The organism is Pseudoalteromonas sp. SiA1, assembly GCF_018732205.1.
Lineage (GTDB): Bacteria > Pseudomonadota > Gammaproteobacteria > Enterobacterales > Alteromonadaceae > Pseudoalteromonas > Pseudoalteromonas tetraodonis.
This window is the reverse complement of sequence record NZ_CP076085.1, coordinates 343,877-362,568: the sequence shown is the minus strand read 5'-3', so window position 1 is coordinate 362,568 and position 18,692 is coordinate 343,877. Positions and strand designations below refer to the sequence as shown.

At 40.6% G+C, this 18,692-nt stretch carries 19 protein-coding genes; 3 read left to right on the top strand and 16 right to left on the bottom strand.

Features of this window, described 5'->3' with window-relative positions; genetic code table 11:
* Positions 1 to 891 precede the first annotated feature (891 nt).
* Positions 892 to 1,776 carry a tetratricopeptide repeat protein gene (locus KK487_RS17075; protein WP_008467888.1) on the top strand — a complete coding sequence of 295 codons (885 nt, stop codon included), beginning with the start codon at positions 892 to 894 and terminating at the stop codon, positions 1,774 to 1,776.
* A 199-nt stretch (positions 1,777 to 1,975) separates the two neighbouring features.
* On the opposite strand, the gene KK487_RS17070 is transcribed toward KK487_RS17075, so the two are convergent.
* The 5 genes from KK487_RS17070 to KK487_RS17050 form a co-directional block, all read right to left on the bottom strand.
* Entirely contained in the window at positions 1,976 to 2,296 is a 321-nt protein-coding gene (locus KK487_RS17070) for a hypothetical protein (protein WP_008467890.1), read from the bottom strand.
* 9 nt (positions 2,297 to 2,305) lie between these two features.
* Entirely contained in the window at positions 2,306 to 3,007 is a 702-nt protein-coding gene (locus tag KK487_RS17065; RefSeq protein ID WP_215522135.1) for a nuclear transport factor 2 family protein, read from the bottom strand.
* 90 nt (positions 3,008 to 3,097) lie between these two features.
* The gene (locus KK487_RS17060) at positions 3,098 to 3,841 is read right to left on the bottom strand and encodes a ferredoxin--NADP reductase (RefSeq protein WP_016900123.1); all 744 of its coding nucleotides are present in this window, start codon (positions 3,839 to 3,841) and stop codon (positions 3,098 to 3,100) included.
* Positions 3,842 to 4,796: 955 nt separating this feature from the next.
* Positions 4,797 to 5,498, bottom strand: coding sequence for a purine-nucleoside phosphorylase (gene deoD, locus KK487_RS17055; RefSeq protein WP_036955453.1), 702 nt, complete (start codon positions 5,496 to 5,498; stop codon positions 4,797 to 4,799).
* Positions 5,499 to 5,563: 65 nt separating this feature from the next.
* Positions 5,564 to 6,781 carry a phosphopentomutase gene (locus KK487_RS17050; RefSeq protein WP_013462848.1) on the bottom strand — a complete coding sequence of 406 codons (1,218 nt, stop codon included), beginning with the start codon at positions 6,779 to 6,781 and terminating at the stop codon, positions 5,564 to 5,566.
* Positions 6,782 to 6,973: 192 nt separating this feature from the next.
* Here KK487_RS17050 and udk point away from each other — a divergent pair, with 192 nt between their 5' ends.
* Positions 6,974 to 7,603, top strand: coding sequence for a uridine kinase (gene udk, locus KK487_RS17045; protein WP_013462847.1), 630 nt, complete (start codon positions 6,974 to 6,976; stop codon positions 7,601 to 7,603).
* Between the two features lie 17 nt (positions 7,604 to 7,620).
* A complete protein-coding gene (locus tag KK487_RS17040) occupies positions 7,621 to 8,844 on the top strand; it encodes a NupC/NupG family nucleoside CNT transporter (RefSeq protein ID WP_013462846.1) in 1,224 nt (407 codons plus the stop codon).
* Positions 8,845 to 9,417: 573 nt separating this feature from the next.
* Here KK487_RS17040 and KK487_RS17035 read toward each other — a convergent pair.
* From KK487_RS17035 to KK487_RS16985, 11 genes are all read right to left on the bottom strand, one after another.
* Positions 9,418 to 10,176: a substrate-binding periplasmic protein gene (locus KK487_RS17035; RefSeq protein WP_215522230.1), complete on the bottom strand. Its 759-nt coding sequence runs from the start codon at positions 10,174 to 10,176 to the stop codon at positions 9,418 to 9,420.
* Between the two features lie 364 nt (positions 10,177 to 10,540).
* Positions 10,541 to 10,750: a cold-shock protein gene (locus KK487_RS17030; protein ID WP_008467029.1), complete on the bottom strand. Its 210-nt coding sequence runs from the start codon at positions 10,748 to 10,750 to the stop codon at positions 10,541 to 10,543.
* A gap of 260 nt (positions 10,751 to 11,010) precedes the next feature.
* The gene (locus KK487_RS17025) at positions 11,011 to 11,724 is read right to left on the bottom strand and encodes a hypothetical protein (RefSeq protein WP_028834668.1); all 714 of its coding nucleotides are present in this window, start codon (positions 11,722 to 11,724) and stop codon (positions 11,011 to 11,013) included.
* Positions 11,721 to 12,461, bottom strand: a complete 741-nt coding sequence (locus tag KK487_RS17020) for an FTR1 family protein (protein WP_215522229.1) — start codon at positions 12,459 to 12,461, stop codon at positions 11,721 to 11,723. The genes KK487_RS17025 and KK487_RS17020 overlap by 4 nt, the downstream gene beginning before the upstream one ends.
* Complete coding sequence (locus KK487_RS17015) at positions 12,448 to 12,801, bottom strand: cupredoxin domain-containing protein (protein ID WP_028834667.1); 354 nt, start codon at positions 12,799 to 12,801, stop codon at positions 12,448 to 12,450. Before KK487_RS17015 ends, KK487_RS17020 begins: the two co-directional genes overlap by 14 nt.
* A complete protein-coding gene (locus tag KK487_RS17010) occupies positions 12,794 to 14,095 on the bottom strand; it encodes an ATP-binding protein (RefSeq protein ID WP_029609982.1) in 1,302 nt (433 codons plus the stop codon). Before KK487_RS17010 ends, KK487_RS17015 begins: the two co-directional genes overlap by 8 nt.
* Positions 14,096 to 14,157: 62 nt before the next feature.
* Entirely contained in the window at positions 14,158 to 14,817 is a 660-nt protein-coding gene (locus tag KK487_RS17005) for a response regulator (RefSeq protein WP_013462838.1), read from the bottom strand.
* Positions 14,818 to 14,828: 11 nt separating this feature from the next.
* Positions 14,829 to 15,476, bottom strand: a complete 648-nt coding sequence (locus KK487_RS17000) for a hypothetical protein (RefSeq protein ID WP_013462837.1) — start codon at positions 15,474 to 15,476, stop codon at positions 14,829 to 14,831.
* A gap of 294 nt (positions 15,477 to 15,770) precedes the next feature.
* Positions 15,771 to 16,541 (bottom strand): SDR family oxidoreductase, encoded by a 771-nt coding sequence (locus KK487_RS16995; RefSeq protein WP_215522228.1) that lies wholly within the window; start codon positions 16,539 to 16,541, stop codon positions 15,771 to 15,773.
* Complete coding sequence (locus tag KK487_RS16990; RefSeq protein ID WP_016900001.1) at positions 16,538 to 17,227, bottom strand: iron-containing redox enzyme family protein; 690 nt, start codon at positions 17,225 to 17,227, stop codon at positions 16,538 to 16,540. The genes KK487_RS16995 and KK487_RS16990 overlap by 4 nt, the downstream gene beginning before the upstream one ends.
* The gene (locus KK487_RS16985; protein ID WP_418889449.1) at positions 17,220 to 18,692 is read right to left on the bottom strand and encodes an AMP-binding protein; all 1,473 of its coding nucleotides are present in this window, start codon (positions 18,690 to 18,692) and stop codon (positions 17,220 to 17,222) included. Before KK487_RS16985 ends, KK487_RS16990 begins: the two co-directional genes overlap by 8 nt.

The following is an 18,692-nucleotide window of genomic DNA, read 5'->3' as shown; positions in this document are numbered from 1 at the left end:
ACGCCCATGCTTACTGCTTTTGGTATTCACCAATTGGGAGCGCTGTTATTTTATTGCCATTATATTAGGGTCTGTTGACCTTTGTGGATTAAAATTCGTTCAAACTAGGGGCGGTTTAATCGCGGCGCGAGGTTTGTAACCTAGTGGGCTAAGTCAAAACCGAGCAACAAAGAGTAAATCGCCCCTGGGCAGAACCCTTCGGGCAGCGCCTGTTTGGAATTGATGCTGCGTTATCGCCTATTTATGGGGAATAACCACACCACATAGGCTCTGCCTTGCCTAAATACCAAACAGACTACTGCAAATTTAACCTTAAAAGGTCAACAGACCCTAATGACGTGTATGGTCTCTGCTTATTCAATATACGTGTAGCTGCTTTGATACGCTAGGGCAAAGTAATGCTTTAAAACGATTACTCTCATTTATAAATATGATGATGCTGCCAATGTTTGTGCTTAGCGTAAATAAATATTAAAACTTTTTATAAAATAGATGATCGTTATTAAAAATAGCCACGTAATGTACGGTGAAGGGTTTGAAAGTGACTTAGGTTTTCTTAAGTGCACAGTGGAATACCCCCCTTCGCCATGAAATTATAGTTATAAAAGGTGTATAAGTTACTTATGCACCTTTATTTCTTTCTAATTTTTATCTATTTGAATTTAGTTAAGTAAAAATTCAGGTAGGCAAACTTACAATAGCACCTATCTCCTATTGTTCCCTTGATATGTTGATGTAGTTTTTTCCAGCCCAACTTTGGCTGGATTTTTTTTGCATGTAATAAAGGATTTTTGAGTTAATTCCAGCTTCCCTATCCTCACCCTAGTACCAATGATGTGCGCATGTTAAAGTTAACAAAGCGATTAACTAATTTTTTAACTAGGCATATCAATGCGTTTTTATTTTTTACTATTTATTGTATTTATTGGTGTTTTTTCATCTGCGGTGCAAGCTGCTGATAAAAACACCGCAGCACTCAACGAGCAACAACAGCGTGAATTAGCACAGCTAGAAGCCCCTTTGTACAAACCATTACTTGAACGTTATATTCTCGACGAATTAAAGTCGGTACGCCAAGATCAACAAAAACTTCGTGAAGACGTGACCAAACAAGTTACGCATGCACAGTTAGACACCGCCGATCGGGCGCTTACCTACACCACAGATACCATTAATAATGTATTTTTTATTATTACCGCCACCGCGTCTATTTTGGTATTAGTGGGCTGGAACTCGTTACGTGATGTAAAGAACAAAGTAGAAGATATAGTAAACACCCGAGTGAGTGTTATTACTGATGAGTATGAAGATCGCTTGAAAATATTAGAAGAAAAACTGCGAGTACGCTCTGAAGAAATACTCAGTAACCAAGAACGCATATCAATCACTAATGAAGTTCATTCGTTATGGATGCGAGCCAACCTTGAAAGTGATATTGCGAATAAAATTGAAATATTCGATGAAATTTTAAAACGTAAACCAGAAGATGTAGAAGCCATTGCCTACAAAGCGGATGCTTTATTAGAATTAAATGAGACTGAGCAAGCTATTGAGCTTTGTAATCAAGCAATTGATATAGATAGCGACTATGGTTACGCATACTGGCAGCGCGCCTGTGCGTATGCTTTAACGCATGAGCATGCAGATGCTCTAGCCGATATAAAAATGTCGCTTGAATACTCACCCAACTTACGAAACGAGCTACTTCATGAAAGTGCCTTTGCCAGTCTGCATGATAACGACAGCTTTAATGCGATAGTTTCAAACGAAGCCTAAACTTCGTTGCCTACAGGGAGGGTGGTAAAAAGCGTGAGCAAAACGCGAAAGTTTTGCTCAGTTTTTACTTATTATTACAAGGATGTAAGCCAGTAGAATAACTTAGGCGCAGTTATCGACCCCACTAGGTTAGAAGCTCGCGCAGCAATTAAACTGCCTCTAGATTAAATAAATATCAATCTACAAAGGTCAATAGAGCTTAGCGTTTAAAGTATAAGTCTATTGACTTAGTAAGCAGCTCGTCGAGCTGCTCTTCAAAGTCTTCTATGTTGATTTCAAAATGATTTAAATACGCTTTAGCCTGCACTTGAGATAAGTTGCGGTTTTTAACGCTGTATTGCCGCTCATCTTTTTGCTTGTCGTATCGAGGTAAAAATAATAACTGCGCATAATAAGGCGACTTAATATGCTTGTTCGCAAAGCGACAAAAGTCTTCAATGTGGTCTGCGCCCTCAGGGCCTAAACAGCCAGGCTCTACACGATACATTACACGAATTTTTTTCTCGTCACTTAGCTGCATAATTAATAATTACCTAAAAAATAATACCCTAACCACTTTGCCATCTTTAATTTGATAGCTTGAAATAAGCTCTGAACGTTTATCTATCACGTTCGGATCGTTAGAGCAGGTTTCTGATAGCTCATGGTCAATCACAATGTCACCATGCACAATACGCTTAATAGGTGATGAGTGAAGACACTTTAGCTTTTTAAACATAATGCCATAACGCGCAATTAATTTTTCTTTACCTTTAAATAATAGCTCATTCGGGAAAATATAAAACTCAACATCTTCATCATACATACGAATAAATTCTTCAATGTTACGCGCGTTGTAGGCTTTAACTAATTGCTCGATAACAGCAAGTGACTCACGAGACTGTTTTGCTTTGGCTTGTTGCCTTGCTGTAAGTGCCTCTTTTGCTTGCGTCACTGCTTGCTCAGCCTCGACGACCGCTTGTGCTTTATCTACTTTACTTTTAGGCTGTTCAACCGGCTTCGTTGATTCGCTGCCAAGTACTTTAGAATCATCTGCAGTCACTTTCTTTACATCGGGTTGTTTAGGTATGTTAGCCTCTTGAGTTAACGTATTAAGTGCATCTTGTTGCGGCTGTACTTTTTCTGGCTGTGTCAGTTCAGCATTGTTTGATGATGCCGATTGCTCTATGGCATGACAGTTTAATGTGAAAGCGGCGAATAAACACGCATATATAATGAATGAAGGTTTCATGGTTTTCCTAAGTACAAAGACAAAATGCAATTAACGCGCAACATAGCAAATTTTACCCTCATGAGATAGTTATTATAGCGTTATAGCTCATTACCAATACTGCTCAACCGTAATATGCCCCGGCTCTTTTCGACGATTACGCTTATAGTTTTGAGCCACTAATAACTCACTGGTATCTTTAACCATTTGTGGATTACCACACAACATAAACTGTGCATTATTGGGGGTAGCACACAGCCCCACATGTTCAGATAGCGCGTTATTTTTTATCACTGTGGTTATTCGCCCTGCTAAACCTTGTAAAGGCTCCTCACGGCTAACTACTGGCACATAATTAAGCTGCCCAGGATGAGCCTTTAATAACTTATTAATTAGCTCCTGATAGCTTAAATCGCTATTTAGGCGCACCCCATGCACTAAGTTGATATGTTTGTATTTTTGCCATACCTCACTTTGCTGCAATATTGATAAAAACGGGCCAATAGCGGTGCCGGTGCTAAGCATCCAAAGTTGTTCACTCGCTGGCACTTCGTCAAGGGTAAAAAAACCGCTAGCACGGCGCTCTATTAGTACAGTGTCACCTGGGGTTAGTTGTGCTAAATGCGATGACAATTGGCCATCGACTACATTAATTAAATAAAATTCTAAATTTGGATCATCTGGTGCGTTAACATACGAGTAAGCACGAGCAATGCGTTTTTCACCGTCCATAACAGAGAGCTTTGTAAATTGCCCTGCTTTAAACGGTTCTACATCGGCGTTAACCGTTAAGCTAAATAACGATTCATTCCACCATTTAACTGACTTTACTGTGGCATCAATCCAATTAGACATAATTACTCCAGAGTGTAAAACGTGTTTTAGCTATCAGCTATCAGCTATCAGCTATCAGCTATCAGCTATCAGCTATCAGCTATCAGCTATCAGCTATCAGCTATCAGCTATCAGCTATCAGCTAAAACTTTAAAGTGGTTCATTTTAAAAGCAAGTTTTATAACTTAAACATTAGCATTAAGTTATAAATACTGACAGGGAAATAAATGAGAAGGCAGCGAGCTTCGAGTGACGAGTATCGAGCAACGAGCTAGTGCTAAAACCTGAGACCTTTAATCTACTCTTTTAGCGCAGCGTCTCTTTGTCCTCTTTGTGAATAATGACCTTGCGCGGCATAAAGCTCCGCCTACAGTAAATTCAGAAGTTAACCATATCAGTAGGCGGGAGTTTACCTCGCGCATTTGTGTTTAATATCCTAGACCTGACGCGATATAAAATCGCTGCTACGAAAGGCACTTACTGCTAAAAACAATTATTCACCACAGAGGGTTCCGAGGCGCTTTGCGCTACACAGAGGTAGATTGGTATTTTTTTAAGCATTTCTCTTTGAACTCTGTGTTCTCGGTGGTAAATACATATCTGACACGATATAAAATCGCTGCTACAGATCAATATTTAGGTTTTTCTTCCTCTAAAAGCGCAGCGTCTCTTCGCCCTCTTTGTGCAAAATTCACTAAAACTGTTTGAACAAAGAGAAGACAACGGGCTTCGAGTGACGAGCTGCGAGCTACTGCTAAAACCTTTGGCCTTTGACCTTTGACCTTTAACCTAGAACCTGAAACCTAAAGCCCGTAGCTCGAAACCCGTGGCCCGCACCCCGAGGCCCGAATCTCACACCTAAATTTCAAGCATAAAAAAAGCCGCATAAAATGCGGCTTTGGGGGTTTAGTCTCACTTCACTTTGGGCGTGTCTCCAAAACTTAGTGAATACGTTACCAAGGAACTGTTGTATTTATTAAATTGACTCTAGGGCAATTTTAACCATTTCGTTGAACGTGGTTTGACGCTCATCTGCAGGTGTTGCTTCGCCTGTGATTACATGATCACTGACGGTAAATAATGCCATTGCTTTTGCACCGTATTCTGCTGCTACGCCGTATAAGCCAGCTGTTTCCATATCAACAGCGAGTACACCTAGTTTGTCTAGATCTTTATAAAACGTGTCGTCTGCTTGATAAAAAGTATCGGTAGTAAATACGTTGCCTACTTTTGCATCAATACCTAAATCTTTAGCTGCATTTACGCCGTTTAAAAGTAATTCAAAGTTAGCAATGGCAGCAAAGTCAGTGCCACGAACGCGGGCACGATTTACGTTTGAATCTGTGCTTGCACCTTGTGCAAAAATTACGTCGCGAATTTTAATATCGCTACCAATACCACCACAGGTACCTATACGAATAATATTTTTAACGCCAAAACTGACAATAAGCTCACGAGCATAAATTGACATTGAAGGAATGCCCATGCCAGAACCCATAATGCTCACTGGCTTACCTTTGTAAGTTCCAGTAAAGCCGTACATGTTACGTACGCCGGTTACTTGCACTGCATCATCTAAAAAGTTTTCAGCAATATATTGTGCGCGTAGCGGATCGCCTGGCATTAATACTGTTTCGGCAAAATCACCTACGTTTGCACTGATATGCGGAGTACTCATCGATTGTTTTCCTTTTGTTTGGCTAAAAGCCCTATTACTTTAAAAATAGCGAGCGTATTTTTAAGTTACTTAACTGTGTTCAGCTTATCAATAAAGCCATCACCATATTCTAACGCTTTAAGGTTAAACCATTGTGCAAGCGTTTGGCCAATATCGGCAAAGCTATTGCGTTCGCCCAGCGGGGTGTTTTTCATCCCTGTCTGATAGGCAATAACCGGCACATATTCACGGGTGTGCTCAGACCCTGGAAAGGTCGGGTCACAGCCATGATCGGCGGTGATCATTAATAAATCATCCGGCTTTAATTGCGCTAAAATAGTGGGTAAGTAATCATCAAACTCTTTGAGCGCTTTCGCATAGCCAACAGGATTTCGGCGGTGACCAAACTTTTCATCAAAATCAACTAAATTGGTAAAAATCAAACTGTGATCCGGCGCAGTCGCCACCACTTCGCTGGTTTTTTCTAGCAAGTTAATTAACCCTGGCGCTTTATGCTTTTGGGTAATGCCTTGATGCGCATAAATATCTGAAATTTTACCAATACTGATAACTTCGCCACCGTCTTTTGCAAGTACATCAAGCAATGTTGGCGATGGCGGTAATACTGAATAATCACGACGATTACCTGTTCTGGCAAAATCTTGATTATTAGAACCCAAAAATGGCCGCGCAATCACTCGCCCTATATTCATTTCATCAAGCAGCGCCCGTGCGATTTCGCAAACTTGATAAAGCTTCTCTAGGCCGAATGATTCTTCATGCGCGGCTATTTGAAACACACTATCAGCTGAGGTGTAACAGATTGGTTTACCTGTTTTTACGTGCTCTTCACCTAGCTGCTCTAAAATCGTGGTTCCTGAGGCATGGCAATTGCCTAAAATGCCCGGAATACCTGTGCGAGCAATAAACTCGTCTACAAATTCTTGTGGGAAACTCGGCTGTGTTTTAGGGAAGTAACCCCAATCAAATAACACTGGCACGCCTGCCATTTCCCAATGACCCGATGGCGTGTCTTTACCGCTTGAAAGCTCTTTTGCGTAACCCCATGCACCTTGTGGTTCATGTCGCTCAGCAACTAAACAGGGTTCTTTACCAGCGGCTTCACATGCATCCACTAACCCTAATTTTGAAAGGTTAGGAAGCGAAAGCTTACTGCCAGTCTCGTCATAATATGCCTTGAGTAAATGTGCGAATGTATTAGCACCAACATCACCAAATTTATCTGCATCGGGTGCTGCGCCAATTCCTAAACTATCCGCCATTAAGATAATTGCTCTTGCCATTGTGACCTCACATCTGTTCTAGGTGGTTACTTTATCTGCTCTTCGAATTTTCCGTACAGGACATAAGTCCTGTTTCATAAAACCTAAACATTATAAATTTGCACTCTTAAGCGAAGCAAAAGAGATTAATCGTGTCTTTTTTGCTATTGTGATCTACCAACAATATATCCTTCTGTGTGGGTGAGAACTTTAGTGACACGAACTATTATAGCTATTGCAGGCGCATCGGCGTCCGGCAAATCTCTATTTAGCCAAACTATTTACAATGAATTGGTAAATGAGCTTGAACCAGGCGCTATCGCCATTATTGAAGAAGATGCTTATTACAAGGATCAATCGCATTTGCCGATGGCACATCGTACGCAAACGAATTACGACCATCCTGATGCATTTGAACACGAGCTATTGCTTGAGCATTTAACGCAACTTCGAAATGGCCACTCTGTTGAAGTACCAACTTATGATTATGCTCAGCATACACGTAGCGATAAAACGCGCCGTGTGGCTTCGGCTAAAATACTCATTGTAGAAGGTATTTTATTACTGAGTGATAAAGCGCTTAATAAAGAATTTGATATCAAGGTGTTTATAGATACGCCATTGGATATTTGTTTAATGCGCCGAATGCAACGCGACATGGAACAAAGAGGCAGAACATTACAATCTGTTGTTGAGCAATATCAAGCAACTGTTAGACCGATGTTTTATCAATTTATTGAGCCTTCAAAGCATAACGCTGACTTAGTTGTGACTCGAGGCGGTATGAATCGCGTTGCGATTGATATTATAAAAAGTAAAATAAAGTACATTTTACAAGAATAACAACGGGAAACGTTTGTATGACAACATTTATGAGCTTAGTAGGCATGCTAGTGCTACTAGGCATCGCTTTTGCGGCCTCAACTGATCGCAAAGCAATAAAACTAAGAACCGTGGGTATCGCATTTTTAATGCAAGTCATTATCGGCGGTTTTGTACTGTTTTTTGAAGCAGGCAAAAATGTATTAGCGAGTATGTCTCGCGCCGTTTCATCGGTTATTGGGTATGCCAACGATGGAATTGGCTTTTTATTTGGCCCATTAGCATCGCAAGATACGCTAGGGTTTATTTTTGCCATTCAAGTATTGCCAGTGATTGTGTTTTTCTCAGCGTTGGTTGCTGTGTTATATCACTTAGGCATTATGGATTGGATAATTAAAATTTTAGGCGGTGGTTTACAAAAATTATTGAAAACCTCTCGCACCGAGTCGCTTTCAGCCACCGCAAATATTTTTGTTGGCCAAACTGAAGCGCCACTCATTGTTAAACCGTTTATTGCGACAATGACCAAATCTGAGTTATTTGCCGTAATGGTAGGTGGTTTGGCCACCGTAGCAGGCTCTGTAATGGCCGGTTACGTAATTATTGGTGTAGACCTTAAATATTTAATTGCAGCCAGTTTTATGGCAGCACCAGGTGGTTTCTTAATGGCAAAAATGATAGTGCCAGAGACAGAAACACCTAAAGATGATTTAGCCGATATAGATTTAGGCGACGATAAACCGGTTAATGTTATTGACGCAGCAGCATCAGGCGCAGCAAACGGTATGCACTTAGCATTAAACGTAGGTGCCATGCTTTTAGCATTTGTTGCACTGATTGCGTTATTAAACGGTTTATTAGGCGGTATTGGTGGGTTGTTTGATTACCCTACATTAACGCTACAAGAAATTTTAGGTTACTTATTTGCCCCTGTTGCATGGTTATTAGGTGTACCGTGGAATGAGGCAATTTTAGCCGGCAGCTTTATTGGTCAAAAGTTAGTAGTGAATGAGTTTGTTGCTTACTTAGACTTTATAAATTATCGCGATACGTTAAGTGCGCATACACAAGCAATTGTTACCTTTGCTTTGTGTGGCTTTGCTAACTTATCATCGATAGCCATTTTACTAGGTGGATTAGGCGGTATGGCGCCTAGTCGGCGAAAGGATATCGCACGCTTAGGGCTCAGAGCAGTGTTAGCAGGATCTATGGCTAACCTTATGAGCGCAGCAATTGCTGGGTTTTTCCTCTCGCTAGCTTAGAAACTTAATGAGACGATCCAACTGTTGCAAAACAATAGGATAGCGCTTTAAGGGGTTAAAGCACTATCTGACTTGAACGATACTTCACCAAGGGCCGCAAGGCCCTTTTATCGTTTTTATAGCCTCTACTTTCTAAATCCTCAGCAATTCATACCTAAAAATTCCCTAGCAAAGCTTTCATTCACGCACTCCTTACGCCATCAAAAGCCATCATTGCACTTATACCAATCCGCAATAATACTTAATCATTTTGCGGGGCTAAACGTGTCGCTACCTGTGTTAAAAAATTCTCATTTAGAACAACTAAATAGCGAATTTTTTGCCTAGCTATCAACTCGTTTTTCCAGCCTCAAAATAGACCACTTAATTAAGCGAATTGGTATTACTAAAAAATATGAACAACTGTGTAACTGCAGAAGCATTTACTTATTAGCCCTTTACAAGGCACTTGAGAGTATAAAAGGTAGCGAAGTTAACAAGAATGAATGGCTGTGAAGAGGTAATATAGGCATTATTGAGTGGGAACTTTTTGAGTTTTTCTGTGCTTAGGCGTGTTTATTATTGTCTATAGGCTTAATTTTTTACATAACGTTTAATGTAAGCTTCATAGCCAGACTCTGCCTTAAGCTGCTCAAGTGCTTGATTAAAGCGTTTTACTACCACAGGTGAAGTGGCTTTGTTAAAGCCAATATAGTTGCCTTTAAGCTCATCCACATGAATTTGCTTGAGCTTCACCAAGTCATCCCTAGAGTACCCAAATGGCTCAGTTTGATGATCAATAGTAAAGTCAGAGCCAATAATTAAATCGATGCGTTTTTTAAAAAACAGTCGCATAAATGAGTCTGCTTCACTAAACAGTAGTAAGTTTTTATCGGTAACAAACCCAAGTCGACGCACCAGCATTTCATAAATGTCGCCTCGCACTATGCCCAACGAGTAGTTTTTAGCTTGTGAAATATCATTCATCACAATATGGTCGCTAGTTTTTAATTTAAAAAAGTAGGTTTGGCTCGATACCAAAGGTCCCACCCATTCAAAAAGAGGAATACGTTCTTGCGTTTTTGCTAGAGAAATGATGGCTGAGTGTGGGTTATTTTGCACTAACTGGTAAGCACGCTTCCAAGGTAACATAATAAATTCGCACTCTAGTGCGGCACGAGCACAAGCATCTTTCACTATATCATGATTAATACCCGCTAGCTGCCCAGCTTCATTTTGAAAATTGTAAGGGGCAAAGCTTTCGGTATAAATAACCAATTTAGGCGCATTAGCCTGGATATTATGGCTAAATAGCAACCCTAACGCTAATAATGTAAATTTAAAAATAAACACCCCCTATAATTTAAGTAATAACCTTAACCTAGAAAGCGTACAGAAACTATTAATTTATAGCACTTTTATAATGTTAAAAATAGCAGGTGATTTGAGAATGACTATCGTTAATAATACCAATCCGCAATAATACTCAATCATTTTGCGGGGCTAAACGTGTCGCTATCTGTGTTAAAAAATTCTCATTTAGAACAACTAAATAGCGAATTTTTTGCCTAGCTATCAACCCGTTTTTCCTACCTCAAAATAGACCGCTTAATTAAGCGAATTGGTATAAATTTACAGATGGTGGGGAGATATTCTTAAATTTTAGACACAAAAAAAGCGCCTTAAGCGCTTTTTTTCATTTTACTTAAAAGTAAAATTATAGAGCTGTGATGTTATCAGCTTGAGGACCTTTTTGACCTTGTGAAAGAGTGAACTCTACACGTTGGCCTTCAGCTAAAGTTTTGAAACCTTCGCTTTTGATTGCTGAGAAATGTGCGAAAACGTCTGGACCATTTTCTTGCTCGATGAAACCAAAACCTTTAGACTCGTTGAACCACTTAACTGTACCTGATACGATGTTAGACATAGTATTATTCCTGATATAAAAATTAAATTGTGCCCTAATGGGCGGTGTAGCAAAAAATGAGATGGTACTTAAAAACTTCAGGACGGTACTACAAGTATTACTTATACAACAACGAAATGGAGATTTATAAATTATCATGCTTTCTTTCTAGCTGCGGACTACTATATAGAGTTACAGACTCAAGTCAACCCTTAATGCGATTTAATTTATAAAATAGCTTAAGCAGCCCGCTTTATAAATTAAGTACTTGTTTAAAGAGCTTAAAATTCAAATTCTAGTGCCATTCTAAAGCTATGATTTTTCTCTGACTGGCTGATTTCGGTAATAAAACCGGCTTCCCACTTTAATTGTTTTTGTCCATCAAAGCGATGTAACCCTATAAATCCGGGGCCAATACCGACAAAGTCTTCGCCAAGGTAAACCTCAACCGCGGGCTGAAAAGCAGACAAATAGCGGTAGCGATATTGCGCTCTAAATTCGCTTTCCCACTCATTTTGTATATCTTGGCCCCACTCGTACACTAAAAATGCATTCATAGTGAGACTTGCACGACCAAACTCTTTTTCAATCACAAAACCGGTGGTTGCTTCGTATGCGTCGGCGTCATGCTGTTTTTCAAATTCAAATAACGCGCCCCAATCAGCCCATAGCCTGCCCTGCTCTATTAACTGCCAACGAAGTTCTAACTCATACGCTTGCAAGCCAAAGTCACCATTATCATCGCGCTCGCCCACTAAATAGCCTTCCAATGCCATGGTGTCGTTAATTGCGCCGCCTAAGCCAACGCGCTGCGCTAAAATATTACCACTGTCGGTTTGATGTGACACAAGCCGCCACTCTAGCTCGCGCTCAAACGGCAACACATAAGGATGATAAACTTTATCAACCACTATGCCATCAGCATAAGCCAGCTTAGGTATTAATAAACAAAAACCAATTAATACAGTGGCTGCAAATAGGTTTATTGCTTTCATGATTGTTCCTTAGTTATTGATTTAGGAAAAAAATAACAAACTGATAAAAATAACACGCTGCTCAGCACATAACTTAAAACACTGGTTAAATTAGGCGTAGCCTCATAACCGATAAGTGCGCGCAAAACCCGTCCAAACTCTGAGTTTTCAGTTAAAATAGCACGTAAATCCCATACGGTTGCCGTTGTTGCTATCAAATCAATTTGGCTCGCCAAATCAAGTGCCACAACCAGTTTTGCCGCACTGTTTAATGCTAACAATACCAATAAAGGGATAAGCCCAAAGCGCTGTTTGATTGCACTCAATAAAAAATACAACAACACACTAAAGCTACTGCATATCCCTAAGCCTAAAAAAGTGCCAATAAATAAGCTTTGTGCTGCTTCGTTGTTTTGCCAAAAGCCAATCAGGTAAATAATGTAATGACTTAAATAAAGAGTCATTACACTGATAATCGCAATCATAAATGCAGGCGTTGCTTGTTTAATGGCGTAGTACAGCGCACTGATAAACACTAAAACACATAAAGCAATTTGGGTATATTCTAACCCCTGGTAGTCGAACAAGGGACTAATTAGCGGAGCACTTTTTACAAATAAAAATGATAACCCCACACCTAAAACAAGCATCCCCAGTACCTTCACTAAACTTTGCTTGGCAATCACTTGGAGTAAAATAAGTAAAATGGCCACCGGCAATAACTGATTGAGGCTCATCACAAGGCTAGTTATTAGCATCAGAACCCTCCTTTTCGGTCGCTATTACAGCACCACGCGCCGTATTGGGCGAGAACTCGCCGAAAAATTCATAACGCCCAGGAGTTAGCGGCCCAATATAAATAACGCTTTTGCGATTAGGGTAAAGTACTTTCTCTCGGTTGAGGTCGAAACTGTCGAATTCTTCAGGCGTACTATCTTGATTTTCGATTAACAAGCGTACCTTTTTATTGGCCGGCACCACGATTTCTGCGGGATAAAACAAATGATCTTTAAGTACAATAAGATAGTCTTTACTGGCGGCGTTAAATGATAAAAATACGCAACAATATAAATAGGGGTGAATAAGTCGTTTAATCACATTTAGCTCCTGCAAAAACTACCTGTACTTTTAAGCCGCCCAAATCGCTGTCTGTTAAATTAATTTCAGCGCTATAAATAGCAATAATGTGCTGGACTATTGCCATGCCTAAGCCCGCACCTTGTTCACCCGAAGGATGTTGGTCACCGCCAACGCGATAAAAACGGTTAAATATCCGTTGTTTTTGATCGTCAGTCATACCTGGACCGCTGTCTTCTATTTGCCAAATACGCTGCCTGTGCATCTGCTTTAGGGTAATTTTTATTTGTCCGTTTGCAGGCGCGTACTTTATAGCATTACTCAGTAGGTTTGAAATCAACGTCACTAAGGTAAACTCATCACCGTTAATAGTAAAGTCATCTCCCTCAAGGCTAATAGTGTGATTTTTAGCCTCTATTTTTTCATATAGTTGGCTAACTACTTCTTGCGTGATCGCTAATAATGACTGTTCTTTAAACTGCTTTTGCCACTGCTCTGGCTGAGTACGTCCTAGTATTAGCATTTGCTCCACTATATTGGTGAGTCGATTAATACCTTGAGTCATGGCTTGTAATTCTTGGTTATCACCTTGTTGGGCGGCCAAATTATGCACATTAATTTTTAAACTGCTCAGGGGTGTACGTAATTCATGGGCGGCATCTGAGGCAAAAAAACGCTCTCGTAAATAGGCCGTTTCTACGCGTTTAAATAAGTCGTTTAAGCGGCTGATCACTGGTTTTATTTCTTCATCCGTCACCTGCCAATTGATCGCTGTGAAATCATTTGCTTGGCGCAGGGCTAACTGTTTTGATAAACGGGTTAACGGTGCCAGTGCATATTTAACAAAAAAGCTAATAAATAGCGCAAGCAAAGGAACCGCCCATAACATGGGTAACATGGCTGATAAAATCACCGCCTCGGCAAGCTCAAACCGCTTAGCAATCGGCTCGGCAACAATAACAGTGCGTAAAGAAGTAGCAAAAACGAATACCCGCATTCGCTGCCCTGCAATATTAAGCGTTTGAAAACCCGCTTGATATTGGCTCAAATCAAGATTTAATTCGTCAGAACCGCTAAGTAGCTCACCACTTTGCCAAATTTGATACAGTAACTGGGCGCTTTCTTGCATTTTTGGCGCCATAGCGTTAATAGATAAAGGCTGTTGCATCAAGACTCCAGCCACCACTTTTAGCTCACTATCGAGTAATTGCTCACCATGGCTCATACTTTTTTGATAGCCTTTTACTAAAGCTAAAAAGCAGGTTAACACCATCATTGACAGTAAGATAAGTGTTAAACGCTTACGAATTGACATAGAGCATGGTTACCTTTGTAAATTCAAGTTTGTGCGATCTAGGGGTGTTTTAATCACGTGAGCTATCTCTTTCCCACAACATAGCCAATACCACGGAGAGTTTTAATAAAATCGCTGGGGAATTTTTTTCGTAGGTGATGAATATGCACCTCAATGGTGTTAGAGCCAACCTCTTCACCCCATTGATAGAGTTTATTTTCTAATTGCTGCTTAGATTGCACGCGACCTTGGTTTTCCAGTAACGCTTTTAGCAGCATGTACTCTTTTCGCGGCAGAGAAAGTAGCTCATCGTTAAGTGTGACACTGTGCGCTGACGTATCCATAGTAACATCACCACATTGTAATAAGCTCGACTGAGCTTGATTTACACGTCGGCTCGCTACGCGCAAACGAGCAAATAATTCGGCTGGTTCAAATGGCTTAGCTAAATAATCATCAGCCCCCATATCAAGCCCTTGCACTTTGTCATCTATGCTACTGCGAGCGGTTAGTATCACCACCGGAATGACTTTTTTTTGTGCTTTTATGTGCTTTAAAATTTGCGAACCATCACCATCAGGTAAGCCTAGGTCAAGTATAACCAACTCTATTTCGCCACTGCCTAAACATTGCAACGCATGCTTAACCGTTGCGCTGTGTTCTACACTGTAGCCTTCTTGGCGCAACGAGCGGCAAAGCCCTTGCGCCACAAGATGATCATCTTCAACTAATAATAAATGCATTGTTTGTTTTGTTATCTCTTTAGTTTTTTATCAACTTTAGCTAATAATTGGCTAATTGCTTGCTGACGATATTTGTCCGCTTTAGCGCGAGTATCACGAATACCGGCCGCTTGTGCAACTAACAAATGGGCTTTGGCTTGCTTATATTCACGTTCGTCGTATAAAAACTCACCATACAAGTAATTAGTATCAATGCCTTTTTGATTAAAAGCGAGTGCTTGCTTAAAAAACTTATCGGCGGTGTCATCATCACCAAAGCCGATTGGCCACCCTGGTACTTTACTGTATAAGGTTGCCAGGCTGGCATACGCTGAGCCACCTAAAGCACTGTCGTCTATTTTAAGGGCTTGCTCTAATGATGCCTTTGCATCTTTGGCATAACCCAACGCCCCTAAGCCGCCTTTTGCACCCGCAAAACTTGCCAGCACAATGCCGTTCCATGTATAGCTATTTGCTGAATTAGGATAGTTTTCGATAAATTGAGCACTTTGCTCACTCAGTTGAGTAAAGGCTTTGATTTGTGCGTCATCTTTAAGCTCATAATTAGCGACCGCCCACTGCTGTTGAATAGCGAGTAAGTCGCTTTGTTCATCTGCAAATACCGGCGATGAAAACACACTAACAATGCTTAAATAAGCTGCTAAAGTAAATTTTTTCATAATAAATCCTCTATTATTTAGGGTCTGCTGACCTTTCAAGGTTGAATTTGCAGCAGCCTGTTTGGTATTTAGGCAAGGCAGCGCCTATGTGGTGTGGTTATTCCCCATAAATTGGCGATAAAGCAGCATCAATGCCAAACAGGCGCTGCCCGAAGGGTTCTGCCTAGGGGCGATTTACTCTTTGTTGCTCGGTTTTTACTTAGCCCACTAGGTTACAAACCTCGCGCCGCGATTAAATCGCCCCTAGTTTGAACAAATTTCAATCCGCAAAGGTCAACAGACCCTAGTGAACAACTAACCTAAAAAGCTTTTTATTTTAGGGAGTTGTTTAGCAATTGCGTTATCTACAATACGTGGAAAAACGCCATTGATACGTGCAAAAAGTTTCTCAGGAAAACCAATAAATCGTCTGGTTTTATTTGAGTTTAATAACGCAACTAACTCATCAGCCACCAACTGCGGAGAGTCCATTTGATTACCAAGCGCTTTGTTCATTGCCCGCGTTTGAGCATCATTAATGTCGGTATCAGTTGCTCTAGGTGCCAAATAAGTAACTCTAACGCCAGTGTCTGAAAGCTCTCGTGATAACGCTTCGCTAAAACCACGCAACCCAAATTTACTGGCACAATAAAGTGTTTGATATGGGTAACCTATGCTGCCAAAAGACGACCCAACATTAACTATGGTGCCTGTATTCGCTTGCAGCTGCTCTAAAAACAGCTGGCATAGTTTCATAGGGACGGCTAAATTAGTGCTCAGTAGATTATCAATTTGTTCACTACTACAACGACTTAAGCTTTGCATAACATTAATGCCTGCATTGTTTATAAGTAATTTAGCACCGCCCAATTTTTTGGCTTTAATTGCCAATGCCAGCATGTTTTCTGCAACAGTTAAATCTCCCACAAAAGTCATACTACCTGGGCACTGGCTACTTAGCGCATTTAGCGCATCGCCATTACGCCCTACTAATAGTAATTGCCAACCTTGTGCGTGCAGTGTTTTGGCAATCGCTTGGCCAATTCCCCCTGTGGCTCCTGTTAACACACATAAGCCGGTATTCATGCGTGTTGCTCTTGTGCTGATGCTTTAAAGAACGGCTCGTCATCTAAAGCGCGAAAAATATCACCGTACAAACGATAAAAACATTTTGCGCCATGTAAAATGGCTTGCTGATCGGCCTCATTAGTAATTTTGTTCATCAAGTTTTCAAAAAACTTTACGTGCTCTATATCAAGCGCACCATGAGAAGTTAAATAGCTAAATGCTTTTTTAGGTAAACCAACTGCATCAGCAATATTTGAAGCTGCGCCATCAGCCAGGGCAATTGAAGTCCCTTCGAGTACATGAACCATGCCAAAAAAGCTTAATGGATTTTTACGAGCGATACTGTCATACGCATACGAGACCATCATTTCGGTAGCAAATTGTGGCTTACTATGGCGCACACTTTCTTTATCAAAACCACACGCGGCAATATCGTTAAGCACCCATTCTTGGTGGCCAATTTCCTCTTCAATGTATTCGGCTACGGCTTCACGTAACCATTCTTGTTCGTCGGTTAAACGGGCACCTAACGACATCATTAATGGCACAGTGTGTTTTACATGATGATAGGCTTGCGCTAAAAATGACGCATACTCTTCAAGTGATGCTTGGCCTTTAAAAACGCGCTGTATAATTGGCGCAGCTAATAAGTACTCACGCTCGTTTTGAGTTTGTGCTTTTAATGTATTAAAAAAATCAGTCATGGATCACTTCTCCAAGTCGGTAAAATTGTTCAAAAATAAGGTTAAATTGCTGGCTAATAGCCTGGCGCTTAGGACGATTATTGGTCGTTAGTAACCCTTGCTGAACACTTAAAGGCTGAGCTAACCGATGCCACTTTTTAACTTGTGCATAATCGGGTAACTGTTGATTTATAAATTTCATATGCTCACTGAGTTGTTGCTCACTCAACTCAGGGATTGCATAAATAATCGCGGTTAAAAAAGGTTTGCCCTCACCAAAAACAACGGCTTGTATAATCGCGCTTTGACTCAATATTAATGACTCAGGCCATTCAGCACTGACATTACGGCCCATGCTGGTAATAATCAGGTTTTTAAGTCGCCCTTTTATGAAGAGCTTATTGCCATGCTGGGTCACTAAATCGCCTGTTGCATACCAGTTATTTGGGTTATGCGGCGCTTGATTTAAATACCCTAAAAATAGCTCACCCTTTATGTACAACTGGCCTTTTTCGATTTTGGTTTGTATGTGCGGTAGTACAGTCCCGGCACTCTTTAAATCATCATTTTTGGGCGTATTTAAACTTACGACAGATGCCGCCTCTGATAATCCATACCCCTGATAAACAGGTAAATTAAGCTCTCTGGCGGTGGCAATTAAAGCATCACTCACGAGCGCTCCGCCAACTGCAATAAACTGTAATGACTTTGGCGGCTGCCAACCTTGTTTTGCAAACGCAATTAAACACGTTAATAACTCAGGCACTAAAATAAGGGTGTTAGGTTTTACACTGTCAATTGCCCTAATTAGTTTTTCAGGATTTTTTAACCCTGAGCCAACAAAACCCAATTCGTTTAACGGCATTAAATGTACACAACCGCCACTTAATAATGGTGCATAAATACCTGCAATATTTTCCAGTAATACAGGTAATGGCAGTAAACATAAGTGAGTTGGTTTACTTATACCTATTTGCTCACATAACGATTGTGCAACTTGCATTTGGCTATGAGTTGATAAACACACCCCTTTTGGCTCGCCTGTAGAGCCTGACGTGAAGGTGATTTTTTGCGTGCCCTCAAAGTAACTAATCGATTCTTTAACGTTGAGCTGATAAATATATAAGGTGTAATGATCAAACAAAGTAATAGACAATGTATGCGCACCCAAAGAAAGCCTTGGCATATCACTTATAAACAGCTGTGCACCACACTGTGCCAACACATATTGCGTTTGTTGTTGACTAAAAAAATGGGCGATCGGTATAGCCACTTTATTAGCAACGCTGGTCGCAGCATCAAGTACCAACCAAGCAGGTGTGTTATCAAGTTGAAATGCAATTGCATCAGCATCTGAATTAGCAAAAATTTCCGCTACTTTATTTATTTCTTGAAGCAGCTCAGCACCTGTGAACTGTTGTGTTTGATTCGCAAAATGCGCAACTACCGCCGGCTGAATAGCTAAATCATTTAAGCTATTTAACAT